15 protein-coding genes and 3 pseudogenes are annotated in these 15,630 nt (G+C 69.0%); 6 read left to right on the top strand and 12 right to left on the bottom strand.

The window, feature by feature from the left end; genetic code table 11:
• Positions 1-77: pseudogene (locus tag A5695_RS30420) on the top strand (hypothetical protein); the annotation flags it as partial.
• Between the two features lie 134 nt (positions 78-211).
• Here A5695_RS30420 and A5695_RS30415 read toward each other — a convergent pair.
• The 9 genes and pseudogenes from A5695_RS30415 to A5695_RS24835 form a co-directional block, all read right to left on the bottom strand.
• Positions 212-370: pseudogene (locus A5695_RS30415) on the bottom strand (DUF1707 domain-containing protein); the annotation flags it as partial.
• Between the two features lie 6 nt (positions 371-376).
• Positions 377-2,158, bottom strand: coding sequence for a serine/threonine protein kinase PknE (locus A5695_RS24875; protein ID WP_068088787.1), 1,782 nt, complete (start codon positions 2,156-2,158; stop codon positions 377-379).
• A gap of 100 nt (positions 2,159-2,258) precedes the next feature.
• On the bottom strand, positions 2,259-2,600 hold the full coding sequence (locus A5695_RS24870) for a hypothetical protein (RefSeq protein ID WP_068088784.1): 342 nt from the start codon (positions 2,598-2,600) through the stop codon (positions 2,259-2,261).
• Positions 2,601-2,746: 146 nt separating this feature from the next.
• Positions 2,747-3,430, bottom strand: a complete 684-nt coding sequence (locus tag A5695_RS24865) for a pyrimidine reductase family protein (RefSeq protein WP_068088781.1) — start codon at positions 3,428-3,430, stop codon at positions 2,747-2,749.
• 2 nt (positions 3,431-3,432) lie between these two features.
• Positions 3,433-3,930 carry a flavin reductase family protein gene (locus A5695_RS24860; protein WP_068088779.1) on the bottom strand — a complete coding sequence of 166 codons (498 nt, stop codon included), beginning with the start codon at positions 3,928-3,930 and terminating at the stop codon, positions 3,433-3,435.
• A gap of 47 nt (positions 3,931-3,977) precedes the next feature.
• Positions 3,978-4,394 (bottom strand): ArsI/CadI family heavy metal resistance metalloenzyme, encoded by a 417-nt coding sequence (locus A5695_RS24855; protein WP_068088777.1) that lies wholly within the window; start codon positions 4,392-4,394, stop codon positions 3,978-3,980.
• A 25-nt stretch (positions 4,395-4,419) separates the two neighbouring features.
• Positions 4,420-5,884: pseudogene (arsB, locus tag A5695_RS24845) on the bottom strand (ACR3 family arsenite efflux transporter).
• Positions 5,881-6,207: a helix-turn-helix transcriptional regulator gene (locus A5695_RS24840; RefSeq protein WP_068088771.1), complete on the bottom strand. Its 327-nt coding sequence runs from the start codon at positions 6,205-6,207 to the stop codon at positions 5,881-5,883. The pseudogene arsB and the gene A5695_RS24840 overlap by 4 nt, the downstream one beginning before the upstream one ends.
• Before the next feature lie 38 nt (positions 6,208-6,245).
• Entirely contained in the window at positions 6,246-7,508 is a 1,263-nt protein-coding gene (locus A5695_RS24835; protein ID WP_156749831.1) for an APC family permease, read from the bottom strand.
• 51 nt (positions 7,509-7,559) lie between these two features.
• Between A5695_RS24835 and A5695_RS24830 the strand changes: the two genes are divergently transcribed.
• Both A5695_RS24830 and A5695_RS24825 read left to right on the top strand, forming a co-directional pair.
• The gene (locus A5695_RS24830) at positions 7,560-8,294 is read left to right on the top strand and encodes a helix-turn-helix domain-containing protein (RefSeq protein WP_231974966.1); all 735 of its coding nucleotides are present in this window, start codon (positions 7,560-7,562) and stop codon (positions 8,292-8,294) included.
• Between the two features lies 1 nt (position 8,295).
• Complete coding sequence (locus A5695_RS24825; protein ID WP_068088764.1) at positions 8,296-9,747, top strand: multicopper oxidase family protein; 1,452 nt, start codon at positions 8,296-8,298, stop codon at positions 9,745-9,747.
• Positions 9,748-9,759: 12 nt separating this feature from the next.
• Here the strand turns inward: A5695_RS24825 and A5695_RS24820 are convergent, their stop codons facing one another.
• The gene (locus tag A5695_RS24820; RefSeq protein ID WP_068088760.1) at positions 9,760-10,884 is read right to left on the bottom strand and encodes an FAD-dependent oxidoreductase; all 1,125 of its coding nucleotides are present in this window, start codon (positions 10,882-10,884) and stop codon (positions 9,760-9,762) included.
• 126 nt (positions 10,885-11,010) lie between these two features.
• Between A5695_RS24820 and A5695_RS24815 the strand changes: the two genes are divergently transcribed.
• Genes A5695_RS24815 through A5695_RS24805 form a run of 3 tightly spaced genes read left to right on the top strand, consistent with a single transcriptional unit; the run spans position 11,011 to position 13,330 of the window.
• Entirely contained in the window at positions 11,011-11,844 is an 834-nt protein-coding gene (locus A5695_RS24815; protein WP_197515612.1) for a hypothetical protein, read from the top strand.
• Positions 11,845-11,903: 59 nt separating this feature from the next.
• Positions 11,904-13,034 carry a Rieske 2Fe-2S domain-containing protein gene (locus A5695_RS24810; RefSeq protein WP_068088757.1) on the top strand — a complete coding sequence of 377 codons (1,131 nt, stop codon included), beginning with the start codon at positions 11,904-11,906 and terminating at the stop codon, positions 13,032-13,034.
• 8 nt (positions 13,035-13,042) lie between these two features.
• Positions 13,043-13,330 carry a ferredoxin gene (locus A5695_RS24805; RefSeq protein ID WP_068088755.1) on the top strand — a complete coding sequence of 96 codons (288 nt, stop codon included), beginning with the start codon at positions 13,043-13,045 and terminating at the stop codon, positions 13,328-13,330.
• A 52-nt stretch (positions 13,331-13,382) separates the two neighbouring features.
• On the opposite strand, the gene A5695_RS24800 is transcribed toward A5695_RS24805, so the two are convergent.
• Together A5695_RS24800 and A5695_RS24795 are read right to left on the bottom strand one after the other, a co-directional pair.
• Positions 13,383-14,405 carry an acyl-CoA dehydrogenase family protein gene (locus tag A5695_RS24800; RefSeq protein ID WP_231974965.1) on the bottom strand — a complete coding sequence of 341 codons (1,023 nt, stop codon included), beginning with the start codon at positions 14,403-14,405 and terminating at the stop codon, positions 13,383-13,385.
• A complete protein-coding gene (locus A5695_RS24795; RefSeq protein WP_068088816.1) occupies positions 14,402-15,541 on the bottom strand; it encodes an acyl-CoA dehydrogenase family protein in 1,140 nt (379 codons plus the stop codon). Before A5695_RS24795 ends, A5695_RS24800 begins: the two co-directional genes overlap by 4 nt.
• Positions 15,542-15,630 lie beyond the last annotated feature (89 nt).

The following is a 15,630-nucleotide window of genomic DNA, read 5'->3' as shown; positions in this document are numbered from 1 at the left end:
GTGGCGGCGGGATGGGTGAGGTCTACGAGGCCGAGCACACGGTCAAACAGTGGACGGTGGCGCTCAAGTTGATGTCGCGCTGTAGGCCCCAGGCGACGCCGGCGCCGAGCAGCACCAGCGCAACGGCCACCGCGATCCACGTCCGTCGTCCGACAAGTCCGGACGGCGGCGACGGCGGGCGCGCGGGCGTCGGGTGGATCTGCAGGTCGGCCACCAGCGACCGCAGCTCGCGCAGCGTCGTGGCCCGGGTGGCGGCGCTTACCCGCTCGCGGTGCTCTTCGGTCGACAGCTGACCGTCACCGAGCGCCGCGTCGAGCGCCTCGCAGGTCCGGTTCCGGTCGTCGTCGCTCGCCCGGGTGTCATCGATCATCACCCGCTACCCGATGAGCTTCGTCAGCCAGGTCGGGTCGGAGTAGTTCACCGACGCGGTGCCGTCCCACACGAAGGGCGTCGAATTGGCGTTGAGCCCGGACAGCGTCGCGTACCCGGCCGCGGACTTCGCCTTGCCCGTGCCCACGTCGTCCCCGGACTTGATGCACGTCAGCACGTCGGTGTCCGCGCCGACGTTCTTGGCCAGCTGGGCCAGTTCGCCGTCGGTGCGGTCCTCCGCGGCGTCCTCCGCCGGCTGGAAGTTGCTGGCGAACAAGCCCGAATAGAAGGCGGTGTACGTCTTGGCATCGTTTTGCGCCGCGACGCAGTACGACGCCGCCACCGCCCGGGTCGAGTAGTTCTTGCTGTGCGACTTGTCGTCGAGGAAGTCGAGCAGGTGATAGCGCACCGCGAGCTTCTTGTTGTTGACGGCGGTTTCGATGTCGCCCGCATTCGACCGGATGAAGCTGCCGCACGGCGGGCAGATCGGTTCGTTGAAGATGTCGATGGTCGTCGAGGCGGCCGAGCTGCCCACGAACACGCCGTCGTCGAGCACCCGCAACGCGACCGCGTCCGGCGGAGGCGGTGGCTTGGTCGGCTCCGGCGGGGACGCCGACTCCCAGGGCCGGATTACGGCGAGCGCGACGCCCACGATGGCCACCAGGGCGGTGGCGGCGACGCCCACCCACAGCCAGGGTTTCCTACTCGGCCGCGGCGGTTGACCCCAGGGCGGCGCCACCCCGGCGGTGCTGGGGCCCCAGGTGGGCCCGGCGCTCCATCCCGTCGGCTGGGGCGCCGGGCCGCCGGGCGGCGGGGAGGCCCAGATCGGGGCGGACGAGGGGGCGTGCACGGGCGTGGCCTGGGCGATCCCGGCGGACTGCTGGCTGGCGAATGCGGCAGGCATCCGCGCCACCTGGCTGCGCTGCAGGATGTCGGTGGCCCGGTCCCGGTCGGGTTCGGCGAGGGCGGAGTAGGCGGCCGCCGAGAGGTCACCGCAGGTGGCGTAGCGGTCCGCGGGGTTCTTGGCCATGCCGCGGGCGATCACTCCGTCGAAGGCGACCGGGATGCCGGGCCGCGCGGCGCTGGGCTTCGGGATCGCCTGGTGCAGGTGGGCGCCCATCACGCTGATCTGGTCACCGGTGTACGGCGGGGATCCGGTCAGGCACTCGTACAGGACGCAGGCCAACGCGTAGATGTCGGCGCGATGGGTGACGTCGGAGTCGCTGAACCGCTCCGGAGCCATGTACTTGACCGTGCCCACGGTGGTGCCGATCTGCGTCAGCTTCTCGTCGGCGGTGGCGCTGGCGATGCCGAAGTCGACCAGGTACGCGAAGTCGTCGCCGCTCACCAGGATGTTCTCCGGTTTCACGTCGCGATGCAGGACCCCGGCAGCGTGGGCGGCGTCGAGCGCCGAGCCGATCTGGCGGACGATGGCCACCGCCCGCGGCGGGGACAGCGGCCCGTACCGGCTCAGCATGCCGGCCAGGTCCTTGCCGTCGATCAGGCGCATGTCGACGTAGAGCTGGCCGTCGATCTCGCCGAAGTCGTGAATCGGCACGACGTGCGGTTCCTGCAATCGGCCGGCGGTGCGGGCCTCGCGCTGCATGCGGGAGCGGAAGACGGGGTCGTTGGACAGCGTCTGCGACATCAGCTTCAGGGCGACCGTGCGCTCCCGGACCGTGTCCTCGGCCTCATAGACATCGCCCATCCCGCCGCGACCGATCAGCCGCCGCAGCAGATATGGACCGAACTGCGAACCCTCCCGCGAGTCCGCGGTCGTGTCACCCATCCCGACTCCTCAGTCACCGACCGTGCGCAGGCATAAGGCTAAGGTTTTCCAGGCCGCTGGGCACGGCGAATAACGAAAGCCAGCTAATCGGACGGCGGGATCAGTGGAGTTCGTCGTCACCGCCGGCGCGTTCGGTCAGCCCTTCGCGGGACAGCGCGCGGACGAATCCGAAGGCCTGCATCCCGGCGGGGCCGGGGTTTTCGGTGATCCAGTCGTTGATCTTGCCGAAGGCGTTGGCCAGGTCGTCGCGCTTGACGCGGATGAGGTAGGTCATTCTGTCGTCGTCCGGATCGTCGAGGGATTCGGCGACGGCAACCGGATTCTTGAAGGCGTAAGCGATCCCGTGCACGGCGTCGTGGTTCAGCGCCCACTGAAGTTCGCTCGGCCGCAGCCGGTTCACCGCCAGATTGCGGTAGTCATGGTCGTCGTTTGAGCTGCTCACCTGGCCGATAGTCCTCCTGGTGTATGGCTCGACAAAGTGGACGGCGAGGATCTCTAAAACCATGCCGCGCAGGCGATTCGATACGGGTGTCAAACCGGGCAGTTCCATCATAGGAAGGGCTTTCCCCGACTGCATGTCGAGCGGAATCAGCGGCGGTAGCGCAAGAACACGTAGCCGTCGCACACCAGCGCGTGCTCGAGGTGCATCGTCACCGGTGCGGGCAGCGTCGACGCGGTCGGGCGCCGGCCCACCGGCTGGCTTGCGGCGAGTTTGGGGGCCAAAGTCACGCAGATCTCATCGACGGCGTCGGCCTCCACCAACTCGTCGAGCAGGGTCGGGCCGCCCTCACACAGGATGCGGTGCAGGCCCCGTTCGCGCAGCAGCGCGACGGCGCCCGCCATATCCACGGAATCGTCGCCCGCCACCAGCACCCGCCGCCCGTCGCCGGGGTCGTCGAGCGCCGCCGCTTGCGCGCAGGTCACCACGATCGGGGGCTGATCGGGGTCGCCGAGCAGCCTGGCGGGCAGTCGGCCGCTGCGGCTGACCACCGCGATCGGCGGCGGTGCGGTCCGGCCCCCACCGGTGAGCCGGACCGGGCCGTAGTTCTCGGCGCGGGCGGTGCCGGCGCCCACCAGGACCACGTCGGCGTGGCCCCGCAGGATCTTCAAGAGCTGCTGATCGGTGGGGCACGACAGCGGACCGGCCCGGCCGCCGAACGCCGCGGCGCCGTCGGCGCTGAAGATCATGTTGACCCGCACGCCCGGCGGGGCGTCGGCGTAGAACGATGCGAGCTCGGTGATGTCGGCGACGGTGCCCACGCGGGGAGCCACGGCTACGCCTCGTGGCCGGGTTCCAGATGCCGGACGTCGCCGAAAGACACCCAGCTCTCCAGCTCCCGTGGTGGGCGGCCGTCCACCGGCGCGAGCAGATGCCCGACGTGGTCGCCCAGGGAGAACCGTTCGAGAATCTCGCCGGCGAACCAGGCGGCCGCGTCGTCCAGGATGGGCAGCTGCGCCGGGCCGCTGTGCCACGAGCAGCGGTCGAACTTGTCCACGGTGTCGCCGGTCTGGCTGCCGAACAGCTCCACGACGTCGAGGTGCTCGTGGTCGAAGACGTGCACGGCCAGGTGGGTCGCCTTGGTAGCGACGCGGAACGTGTGGTTCTTCCTGGACAGGCCCACCAGGAAGCGGGGCGGGTGGATGCTGGTCTGACTGGCGAAGCCGACCAGGCAGCCCGCCGCCACGCCCTGGGCCCGCGTCGTCACGACGTACATCGGGTAGTTCAGCACCGAGACGAGCTTTTCGAATGCGTCTTCTCTTGGGTCGGCCATCCGGTCAGTCTTCCCATCCGGCCCGCAGGGGAACCGTGCGGGCCCGGCTAGCCCTGGCAGCAGGCGGCTTCGGCCTGGTCGGTGCCCGGTCCGAAGGTGTCGGAGTCGGCGATGACGGTGTAGACCTCCCAGCGCTCCCCGCCGGGGCCGGTGACCCACACTTTGTCCTGGTTGGCGAAGCAGCAGGTGGTGTCGAGCTCCTCCTCGGTCACCAGCCCTTGCCCGGCCAGGCGCCCGATTTCGGCGTGCACGGTGTCGCTGTCCGCGACCTCCACGCCGAGGTGGTTGAGGCTGCCACCGTGACCGGGGTTCTCTAGCAGCACCAGCTTCAGCGGTGGCTCGGCGATCGCGAAGTTGGCGTAGCCGGGTTTGACCTTGGCCGGTTCGGCGTTGAACAGCTTGGAGTAGAACGCGATCGCCGCGTCGAGGTCGTCGACGTTGAGGGCGAGTTGCACACGAGACATGGGGTGTCCTTCCTTTTCCGTGCGGCTATGGGGTTGTGGTGGGCAGGAGTTCGGCGATCAGCGCCTCGACGCGCCGGGCGATGTCGTCGCGGATCGCGCGCACGGTGGCCAGCGGCTGGCCTGCGGGGTCGGGCACTTTCCAGTCGCGGTAGGACACTCCCGGAAAGTAGGGGCAGGTGTCGCCGCAGCCCATGGTGATCACCACGTCGCTGATCTGAACGTCCGCGCCGTTGAGGACTTTCGGTTTGGCCGCGGTGATGTCGATGCCCCGCTCGGCCATGGCGGCGACGGCGACGGGGTTGACCTCGTCGGCGGGTTGCGTTCCTGCGGAACGGACTTCGATGCGGCCTTGCGCCAGCCGGTTCAGCAGCGCGGCGGCCATCTGGGAGCGTCCGGCGTTGTGCACGCAGACGAAAAGAACGCTGGGCTTACCGGCCATCGGCGAACACCCGTGACCGCAGCGCCAGTGAAACATAGACCAGGCCGACCAGCACCGGCACCTCGATCAAGGGGCCGACGACCCCGGCCAGGGCCTGCCCCGACGTGACACCGTAGGTCGCGACGGCCACCGCGATGGCCAGCTCGAAGTTGTTGCCGGCGGCGGTGAACGCGAGGGTGGCGGTGCGGGCGTAGCCGAGGCGCAGCGCGTGCCCCAGGGCATACCCGCCGGCCCACATGATCGCGAAGTAGGCCAGCAGCGGGATCGCGATGCGGGCCACGTCCCATGGCCGGGAAGTGATTTGTTGGCCCTGCAGCGCAAAGAGAATCACGATGGTGAACAACAACCCATACAGCGCCCACGGCCCGATGCGGGGTAGGAACCGCGACTCATACCAGTCGCGGCCCCGGAACCGTTCCCCCAACCGGCGCGAGGAGTAGCCGGCCAGCAGCGGAATGCCGAGGAAGATGAGCACCGCCTTGGCGATCTGCCACGGGGAGACGTCGATCCCGGTTTGGGTCAGGCCCAGCCACCCGGGCAGCACCGACAGGTAGAACCAGCCCAGCGCGGCGAACATCACCACCTGGAACAGTGAATTCAGGGCGACCAGCACGGCCGCGGCCTCGCGATCCCCGCAGGCCAGGTCGTTCCAGATGATGACCATGGCGATGCAGCGGGCCAGCCCGACGATGATCAGGCCGGTGCGGTACTCCGGCAGGTCGGGCAGCAACGACCAGGCCAACGCGAACATGACCGCCGGCCCGACCACCCAGTTGAGCAACACCGAGGAGACCATGAGCTTGCGGTCGGCGGTGACTTCGTCGAGCCGGTCATAGCGAACCTTGGCCAGCACCGGGTACATCATCACCAGCAGGCCGATCGCGATCGGTAGCGAAACACCTTGAATGGCAACGGTGCCCAGCGCCGATCCCAGCCCGGGAACGATTCGCCCCAACGCCAGGCCGGTGGCCATCGCCGCGCCGATCCAGACCGGCAGATACCGGTCCATGGTTGGGAGGCGGGTCGGGGCCGCCGTCTGGGTGCCCGTCATGGCTTCAGGACCGACGAAAGTTGCTGCAGCGCGGGGGGAATAACCCAGTAGTACACCCAGGTCCCGCGCCGCTCGCAGTCCACCAGCCCGGCGGAGCGCAGCAGCTTGAGGTGATGGGAGATCGTCGGCTGCGACAGGTCGAAGGTCGCCGAGATCTCGCAGACGCAGGCCTCGCCGCCGGGATTGCTGGCGATCAGGCTCAACAACCTCAGGCGCACCGGGTCGCCGAGCGCCTTGAACATCGCGGCCAGCTCCGCGGCCTGGGCCTCCGGCATGGCGGCCGTCCCCAGGCCGGTGCAGCATGACATCGGTTGATTAGACACACTTCTATATAAACACATATCGAATCAGTGCGCCAGCCCTACTTCGACCGCACCCGCCGAATCGCGTAGGCGGCGACGCCGACGGCCAGCACCGCCAGGCCCGATGCCACCGACGACAGGGGCATCGCGAACGCGAGGAGCACGCATCCCATCAGCCCGGTGAGCGGGATCGCCCGGTGGGGGCGGCCCTCGTCACGCCCCAGGGTGAACGCCGACGCGTTGGCGACGGCGTAGTAGATCAGCACGGCGAAGGAGGAGAAACCTATCGCGTTGCGCAGGTCGGCGGTGGCGGCCAAAATCGCCACCACGAGGCCGATCAGCAGTTCCGCGCGGTGGGGGACTCCGAAGCGCGGGTGCACGGCGGCGAGGGCGTGGGGCAGGTGGTGGTCCCGAGCCATGGCCAGCGTCGTCCGCGAGACGCCCAGGATCAGCGCCAACAGCGAGCCCAGCGCCGCGACGGCCGCGCCCACCTGGACGACGGGAACCAGCCAGCCCGTCCCGGCGGCCCGCACCGTGTCGACGAGCGGCGCCGTCGCTTCACCGAGCCGTCGCGGCCCGAGCACCGACAGCGCGGCCACGGCCACCAGCGCGTAGACGGCCAGCGCGATGGCGAGCGCGATCGGTATCGCGCGGGGGATGGTGCGCGCCGGGTCGCGCACCTCCTCGCCCAGGGTGGCGATGCGCGCGTAGCCGGCGAAGGCGAAGAACAACAGCCCCGCGGCCTGGACCACCCCGCCGAGGGTGGTCCCCAGCGGACGAAGGGGTTCGGCGCCGGCCGCTCCCGACGCGAACGCGGCGACGACCACCGCGGACAGCACGGCCAAGACCAGCGCGACGATGACGCGGGTGAGCCAGGCCGACTTCTGCACGCCGGCGTAATTCACCGCGGTCAGTCCGACCACCGCGGCGACGGCCACCGGGTGCGCGTGCGAGGGCCACGCGTAGGTGCCGATGGTCAGGGCCATCGCCGCGCACGAGGCGGTCTTGCCGACGACGAACCCCCACCCCGCGAGGTATCCCCAGAATTCGCCCAACCGCTCGCGGCCGTACACGTAGGTGCCGCCCGAGGCCGGATAGCGAGCGGCCAGGCGCGCGGACGAGGTGGCGTTGCAGTAGGCCACGACCGCGGCCAGCGCCAGGCCCGGCAGCAGCCCGGAGCCCGCCGCGCGCGCCGCCGGGCCCAGTGCTGCGAAAATCCCGGCGCCGATCATCGAGCCCAAGCCGATCGTCACCGCGTCAAACAAACCCAGGCTTCGGCGAAGCTCGCCCGCGTTGCTGTCGGCCACTTGCGTCTCCCTCACCGCTCCGCAGTGGCCAAACCTATCAAATGAGTTTGATGTATCGTCGGCGACGTGGCGGCAGGCAAGACGACGGTTCCGTCGCTGATGCAGATGGCGTCGCACCCGGTGCGCTGGGCGCTGCTGACGGAACTGGCGGGCACCGATCTCCGGGTGCGGGAATTGGCTGCCGCCGTGGACGAACCGCAAAACCTGATCTCGTATCACTTGCGGCTGCTGCGCTCAGCCGGCCTTGTCGACGCGCGGCGCAGCAGTTTCGATGGCCGCGACACCTACTACCGGCTGAACCCGACGGGGTGCGCCGGGGCGTTCCGCGAGGCGGCCGAGGCGCTGCATCCGGCGCTGGCGCCGACGCACGGCGGCAGGCCGCCGGTGCGCTCGGTGCTGTTCTTGTGCTCGGGCAACAGCGCGCGCTCGCCCATGGCCGAGGCGTTGCTTCGGCGGCGGGGCCAGGGCCGCATCCGGGCCGCCAGCGCCGGCAGCCATCCCAAATCGCACCTGCACCGCGACGCGATCCGAATCATGCGCGACCGGTATGGGATCGACCTCGGGGCGCAGCGGCCGCAGCCGTTGACCGCGGTGGCGCGGCGCCGCTTCGACTGCGTGATCACGCTGTGTGACAGGGTGCGCGAGTACGCGCGCGACCACGGCGTCACCACCACGACGCACTGGAGCCTACCCGACCCGTCGGGAGCTGGGTATCCCGAATTCGGGCGGGTGGCAAGCGAATTGGACGACCGCATCGACTTCCTGCTGCCCGTCCTCGACGCCCACCCGCGGGGACGATGACGTGGCGCTGGATCGGCGTGACTTCTTCAAATGGGGCGGCCTGGCCGCGCTCGCCGCGAGCGGGGGAGCGTGCGCGCGCCCCGCACCGCCCGGTGGAAAGGCCGATTACATGTTGCGAATCGGCACGGGCGCAGTCGAATTGGCGCCCGGCCGCGTCGTGTCGACGCTGACCTACAACGGGCAGTTTCCCGGACCGCTGCTGCGATTCAAGGAGGGCCAGCCGACAACGGTGGACGTCTTCAACGACACCGATTCCCCCGAGCAGTTGCACTGGCACGGTCAGCGGCTGGGCGTCGACGTCGACGGCGCGGCCGAGGAGGGAACGCCCTACGTGCCCGCGCACGGCATGCGGCGGGTCTCCTTCGTTCCCGGCCCGGCGGGGTTTCGCTTCTATCACACGCACGTGGTGCCGCGCTCCGACCTGTCCCGCGGCCAATACACCGGACTGGTCGGCCCGGTCTACATCGAGCCCCGGCAGAACACCGGCGGCTACGACCAAGAAATCTTCTTGACGCTCAAGGAGTTCGAGCCCTCGTTCAGCCGAGGTGGCGACATGGCCAGTGATTTCCTGCCCGGCGGGCAGGAGCCGGAACTGCGGGAGCGGGGCGAATCGGCGATGGCGGCCTCGCTGGCCCGGGGCGACCCGCGCGGGAAAGAGGTGAGTTACGGGGCGTTCGCCGTCAACGGCCGCATGCTCGGTCATGGCGATCCGATCCGCGTGCGAACCGGCGAAAGGGTCCTGCTGCACGTGCTGAACGGCAGCGCTACCGAGACGCGCAGCCTGGCGCTGCCCGGGCACACCTTCAACGTGATCGCGATGGACGGCAACCCGGTGCCCAACCCGGCGCCGGTGCCGGTGCTGTGGCTGGGCGCCGGGGAACGCGTCTCCGCGCTCGTCGACATGACGCAGCCGGGGATCTGGGTGCTGGGCGACCTGTCCGACGACGACCGCAACCACGGCATGGGAACGGTCGTCGAATACGCCGGACGGGCCGGGGAGCCGCAGTGGACCGCGCCGCCGGCGTTCACATGGGACTACCGGCTGTTCGCGCGGCCGGCGCCCGTCCCGCCGCCCGACCGCACCATCGAGTTGTTGATCGAGAAGCGCAACGCCGCCGACGCCGGGTTCAACGTCTGGACCTTCAACGGCACGCCGTTTTCCATGGACGGCAACGGGCCGGTGCTCGACGTGCAGCGGGGCCAGCGCTACCGGCTGCGCTTGCGCAACGCCAGCGACGACCTGCACCCGATGCACCTGCACCGGCACACCTTCGAAATCACCCAATTCGCCGGCACGCCAACGGCGGGCGTCCGCAAGGACGTCGCGATGTTAGGCGGCTACCAGAGCATGGACGTCGACTTCGTCGCCAATCAGCCCGGGCTGTCGCTGCTGCATTGCCACCAGCAGATCCACATGGACTACGGACTCATGCTGCTGCTCAACTGCGCCTGACTCGGCCGCCCCCTAACCCAGCGGATTGTTCTCCCGCACACCGCGATACATGCCCCACCGCACGATCCAGGGCATCACCACCTTGTCGACCGACCACGTGGGGAAGCGGAACGCGTGGCCGGTGGGCAGGAAGACCTCCAGCCCGTCAGGTTGGACGCCCACCAGCGAACCCCACCGCCGCGTCGGCGCCCGGTAGGTCCGCAGCCGGCCGTCGCCGAACTCGGCGCGGACGTTTCGGGCCACCAGCGCATCGCCGCGGTTGCGGGCCGAGCTGCGCAGCGGATCGGTCGCCGCGACGTCACCGACCGCGAAGACACCGCGCTGTCCGGGCACCCGCAGCTCCGGCGTCACCCGCACGAACCCGCGCTCGTCGAGTAACTCCGGTGGCAGCCAATCGGTGTTGGGCCGCACCCGCCCGATCGCCCACAGCACGGCGTCGGCGGACGCCGGGGCTTGCCCGGTGCTCCAGCGCACCGGCTCGCCGGTGATCTCCTCGCCGGCGAAACCGTCGGGTAGTACGGCACGGTGGCCGGAATGGATACCTACGCCCAGGCCGGCGAGTCGCCGCCGAATCCTGTCCCAACTTCGCGGGTGGTACTCCCTCAAGGCGCGTGGTCCGGGGAAGTACAGGTCGATCCGCTTGCTCGGCCAGGTGGTGGCCAGGTTCAGCGCGCTGGAGACCGCCGCCGCGCCGCCGCCCACGACGACGACCGACTCGGCGGCCGCCAGCCGGTCGTGAGCCGCGCGCAGCTCCGCGCCGACCTCGGCGGCCGTTTGCATCGTCGGGCGCCGCCAGAAGCCGTTGCTGACCCCGGTCGAGATGATCAACGCGTCGAACTCCTCGACGAATGGCGAGCCGTCGACGCGTTTACCCAGCACGGCGCGGGTGTCCAGATCCAGGCCGGTCAGCTGGGCCTGCACCGTGCGCACCCGGTCCAGGCGGCGGAACCTGTCGAACGGAATCCAGTAGTCACGGGCCCAATCGTCCGGGCGGGACAGCCGGACGCCAAGCTCCTGGCCGCTGACCAGCGCGGGCTTGACGGAAATGCCGACGACGTCAGCGTGCACGGATAGCCGGATCGCGGCCAACACGCCCGCGTCTCCGAGGCCGGCAATGACGACACGCTTGCGGTTCATGTCGCTATCCTGCCCTGGGATGGATTTCGGGTTCGTCCACTGACCGATCGATTGCCAGGAGCAAGTCCCTTGGTCGCCTCGCCCCACAGCGATCGCATCGACCGCGTCGCGGAACTGCAGCGCTCGATGCACCCCCGCGTGCGTGCCGCCCTGCGCGCCGCCGTGCGCGCGTCGGCCACCCGCCCGGACGCCGCCCGGCGGGCCGCCAAAGACTTCCAGAAGCCGGGCCTTGCGGCGGTGGCCGCGGAGATCCGGTGGGCGTTCACCGCACCGCGCACCTGGCTGATGGGCGTGGTCGCCAACGTGGTCTTCGCCGCGGCGTGGTTGCTGGTGCAGCCGCTGGCCGTCGGCCGCCACCACACCGACTGGGTGATCCTGGTGGGCACGTACTTCTCGTCGTGGGTGCTGGCCGACGTCACCACCACCAATCTGTTCGGCGCCGACCACTACCGCGTGCTGGCGGGCCTGTCCGGCGGCGTGCCGTTCTGGCGGATCCTGCTGATCAAAAACCTTGCCCTGCTTGCCATCGTCGGGCTGCCCACCCTGCTGGCGGCGATGGTGTTGACGCTGTGGTTGGAAACGCCGGGGCGGCTGGGGATCACGATCCCCACCGTCGCCGTGCCCATCGTGTCCTGGCTCGGGCTGGGCAACCTGATCTCGGTGCTGCACCCGGTCAGCGTCGAACCGCTGATCCGGCGCTGGCGCCAGCGCAGCGACCGGCGCCGCACGGGCAGTTGGCTGGCGGTCCTGACCCTGCCGTACGCGTTGTACTACGTCGCCGACCCGATGAACGGGGTTGAGCACAAGGTGCTTTGGACGAAGGTGCCCGCGATGATCTGGCCGGTGTTCGGGCGCGACACCAAGAGCTTCGTGCACCTGGCGATTTCCGTGGTCGTCTGGCTCTTCGGCACGGGCGCCGCAGTGCTGTGGGTGCGCAAGCGCGGGCTGACTGTCAGGTAATCGGTTACGGCAGGGACAAGCGGCCCCACGAACGGGCCGACGGGAGTTTAATCGTCCCCATGACGACGCAGTCCGAGGCAGACGAAGTTCGGCAGATCGAAGCGCAAGCCGTGCCGACGCGGTTCGCTCGGGGCTGGCACTGCCTGGGCCTGATTCGGGATTTCGGTGACGGCAAGCCGCACGCGATCAACGCCTTCGGGCAAAAGCTCGTCGTCTTCCGCAGCGCGAACGGCACCCTCAACGTCCTTGACGCCTTCTGCCGCCACATGGGCGGTGATCTCTCGCAGGGCGAGGTCAAGGGGGATGAGATCGCCTGTCCCTTCCACGACTGGCGCTGGGGCGGTGACGGGCGGTGCAAGCAGGTGCCCTACAGCCGCCGCACGCCGAAGCTGGCACGCATTTCGTCCTGGACCACGCTGCAGCAGGACGGGATGTTGTTCGTGTGGAACGACCCGGAGCGCAAACCGCCGCCCGCGGAGGTCACGATCCCGCGCATCGAGGGTGCCACCAGCGACGAGTGGACCGACTGGCACTGGTACACCACGGTCGTGCAGACCAATTGTCGCGAGATCATCGACAACGTGGTGGACATGGCCCACTTCTTCTACATCCACGGCTCGTTGCCCACGTATTTCAAGAACATCTTCGAGGGGCACGTGGCCACTCAGTACATGAACGGCGGGAGTCGTCCCGACATCGGTAGCCCCGAAGGGACCACGATGCTGGGGACCACGTCGGTGGCGTCCTACTATGGGCCGTCCTTCATGATCGACGACCTGACCTACCACTACACGGACGGCGACGCCAAGACGATCCTGATCAACTGTCATTATCCGATCGACTCGAATTCCTTTGTGCTGCAATATGGGATCATCGTCAAGAAGTCGGACAAGTTACCCGGCGATGAGGCGCTCAAGACCGCGATCAGCCTGGGCGACTTCGTCAAGATCGGCTTCGAGCAGGACGTGCAGATCTGGCGGCACAAGGCGCGCATCGACAACCCGCTTCTGGTCGAGGAGGACGGGCCGGTCTACCAGCTACGTCGTTGGTATCAGCAGTTCTACGTCGACGACGCCGACGTTGAACCGGATATGGTGGACCGCTTCGAGTTCGAGCTCGACACCACCCGGCCCTATGAGGCGTGGATGAAAGAGGTCGAGGCGAACATGGCCGCCCAGGGCGCCGGCTAGGTGCGATGATGTCGCTCGATTCGTCTGTGCGGCAAGACAATCGCCTTGACGAGATGCCGATGCGCGCCGTGGGATGCCGCAGGTGCGGGGCGCGGGTACTTGCTCGCAAAAGTAGTTGGAATCAGACCAGCGTGCAGTGGAACGCCGACGCGACGGCCCGCTGTGTCGAGCGTGAGGACGCCGCCCGGATCGCTGGCAATGATCGCGGGGTGTTCCTGGCCTGCTCGGCATTGCGGGAATCGATCGAGGATGCCGTCGCGGCCGGAGAGCTGCCGATCGTCGACGAAACCGCCTGACCCTCAACCCGCCGAACGTCGAATTATCGTGCCATTGAGGGTATCCGTCTCGTTACTCGGTGATGAGAGTCCAGAGACCCCCGGCGCTCGCGCGCATTGCGGCATCGGCGACGACATCGTCCCAATAGCGCATCGAACCGAACTCCGATCGCCACGCCAGCGCAGCCCTGGTGAATTCGTGCAGCCGGTGCTCACGGGTGGTGCCGATGGCACCGTGCACTTGGTGGGCGTTTCTCACCACCACGGATGTCGCGTGGCCGGCACACGAACGCGCCGCGGCCACAAGGAATTCCAGGGTCGGGTTCGACCACTCTGTGACGGCGGCCGTCAACGCCGCCTCGGTTGCGGCCCGGGCGAGCGCGGCCTCGGCGGCAACGTCGGATACCAGGTGCGCAACGCCTTGGAATTTCGCCAGCGGGCGCCCGAACTGGGAGCGCGAGGTCACGTGCTCGACGCAGAGTCGCAGTATTTCGTCCAGGGCGGCACACACCTGGATCGCCCGCACCAAGCCCGACTTCAGCCGTAGCTGGCTGACCAGGGCCGGGCCGATGGGTGCGCCCTGCAAGCCGGCGAGCTCGGCAGCCACGGCGTCGCGGGGTTCGCCGATCAAGTTGGCGCCGGGGGTGATGGTCAGCGCCTCGGCCGCGACGTCGGCGATGCGATATCGCCCGTCGGCGCGCCATACCATCACGACGCGTTCGGCCGTGCTCGCCCACGGCACGTGCGTCGCGACGCCGCGCGCGTCGACCACGCAGACCGTCCGCACCGCGCGGTCGGCGGGCAACCCGCTGGCCTCCAGGAGCCAGCATGCCAACAAGTCGTGCTCCGCCAGCGGGATTCGGATACCGCTGCACACCGCCGCCTTCAGCAGCTCGGCGGCCTCGTACCACCCAGCGCCGCTGCCGCCGTGCTCGACCGCACCGGTCAAGCGCAGAAGACCGAGCTCATCGAGCTGGTGCCACAGGTCAGAGCCCCGCTCGACGATCGTTTGGCCCGCGAGCTTTTCGCGGTGACCGGCAAAGACGGCGCCCATCATGTCGGCCAGGGCTTCGTCGACCGACGGCCAAGTGCTCACCGCAGCCCCAATCCGCGTGCGATGACTCCGCGCAGCACCTCATTGGTGCCGCCGCGCAGGGTGAACCCGGGCCGCTGGTCCACGGCAACCCCCACCAACTCCGCGAAGATCCGATCGGGGGGGTCCTGCAGGTCGGCGAACTCCGCGATGTCGCCTTCGGTGGTGGTGCCGAGCACCTTGACCAGGGCGGCGGGGATGTCGGCCGGCTCGCGCCGTTCCAACGCGCCGGCAACCGCGGTGGACATCTGGTGCAGACCGGTGACCCGCGCAACGAGCCTCCCCAGCTCGGCGTCGCGGGGAATGGCGTTCGCCGCCATCCGGTCGGCGCAAGCGGCAAGCAGGACAAACGTCGACAGGTACCGTTCGGGTCCGCTGCGCTCGAAGCTCAGCTCGGAGGTCACCTGCCGCCAGCCGTCACCGAGTGCGCCCAAGACCATGTCGTCGGGAACGAACGCCTCATCGAGTATCACCTCGTTGAAGTGGTGGACGCCGTTCATCGAGACGATCGGGCGCACGTCGACGCCGGGCCCGCGCAGGTCGACGATGAACTGGCTCAGTCCGGCGTGCCGGTGCTCTGGATCCAGTGGCGCTGTTCGGGCGAGCACGATGAACGCGTGCGCGAGGTGTGCGCCCGAGGTCCACACCTTGGTCCCGGTCAGCGACCAGCCTCCGTCGACCGGCAGCGCCTTGGTGCGCACGCTGGCCAGGTCGGAGCCCGACTCCGGCTCGCTCATGCCGATGGCAAAGAAGCACTCGCCGCGCACGATCCGCGGCAGGAAAGCGAACTTCTGTGACTCTGTGCCGTATTTCAGCAATGACGGCACGATCTGCCGGTCGGCGATCCAGTGCGCAGCGACGGGAGCGCCGGCAGCGAGCAGCTCCTCGGTCACGGCGAACCGCTCCTGGAATGAACGCCCGTGGCCGCCATATTCGATCGGCACCGTCATTCCCAACCAGCCGCGCGCCGCGAGCGCGGCGGTGAATTCTTCGTCCCATCCCGACACCCAGGCGTCCACCGACGGGGTGAACGCACCGGCCGTGCGCTGGTCGTCCAGGAACTGCCGCACCTCGTCGCGAAGCCGCTGCGTCGACAACGGGTCGATCGAGGCAGGGGGAATCAACCGGGAGAACGCCACCACCGTATCTTCCACCTCGCCCGTTTCACCGATCAGCCGGTCCCGGGCCGAATCGCTCGCGCAGCATGCGTTTGAGCAGCTTGCCGCTG

This window comes from Mycobacterium sp. E1747 (genome assembly GCF_001667775.1).
Classification (GTDB): domain Bacteria; phylum Actinomycetota; class Actinomycetes; order Mycobacteriales; family Mycobacteriaceae; genus Mycobacterium.
Note: the sequence above shows the minus strand (reverse complement) of the source record. Positions and strands in the feature narration are given on the sequence as shown.